The sequence below is a fragment of the Rhizobium phaseoli genome, assembly GCF_010668805.1.
GTDB lineage: Bacteria > Pseudomonadota > Alphaproteobacteria > Rhizobiales > Rhizobiaceae > Rhizobium > Rhizobium phaseoli_A.
Genome location: NZ_WUFT01000066.1, coordinates 1 through 478 on the forward strand (window position 1 = coordinate 1; position 478 = coordinate 478).

General features: G+C 58.6%; 1 protein-coding gene. It reads right to left on the reverse strand.

The features are described 5' to 3' along the window. Positions 1-315 (reverse strand): twin-arginine translocation signal domain-containing protein (locus GR197_RS31395; RefSeq protein WP_164016602.1); only part of this gene is annotated, 315 nt, incomplete at its 3' end. Positions 316-478: the final 163 nt, after the last annotated feature.

Sequence of the window (478 nt, forward strand, 5' to 3'; positions counted from 1 at the left end):
GAAGTACTCGGTGTCGACGATATCGAACGAATTGGGCTGCGTGATGATGCGTTTGGTCACGTCATCGGTGGTGACGGGAATGTACTGGATCTCGATGCCCGTGTCTTCCTTGAACTTCTTCGCAATGTCGGCGCTCTGGTTGACGGCAGTGCCGAGGTAACGCAACGTGATCTTCTCCTGAGCGTGCACGTACGGAAAACCAGCGATGCCCGCAGCCGCGACCGCACCCTTGATGAACGTGCGGCGCGATATGCCCTTTCCTGCCGTCTCTTCTCCAGCCTGTTGTACGTTTGCGGCCACTTTGTCGTCGTTCATTGCGTCTCTCCTCTAAAGAATTGTCGTTGCGTTGTCGTTGTCAGTGCACTTGCTAGGCCGCCAGCGGATGGGCGTTCTGCTCGTCCCACCAGACCGTCACGCGCGCATTCGGGCCGAGGCGTTGCGGATCGTAGTCGGCGTCGCTCATCAGGGACACGAGTGC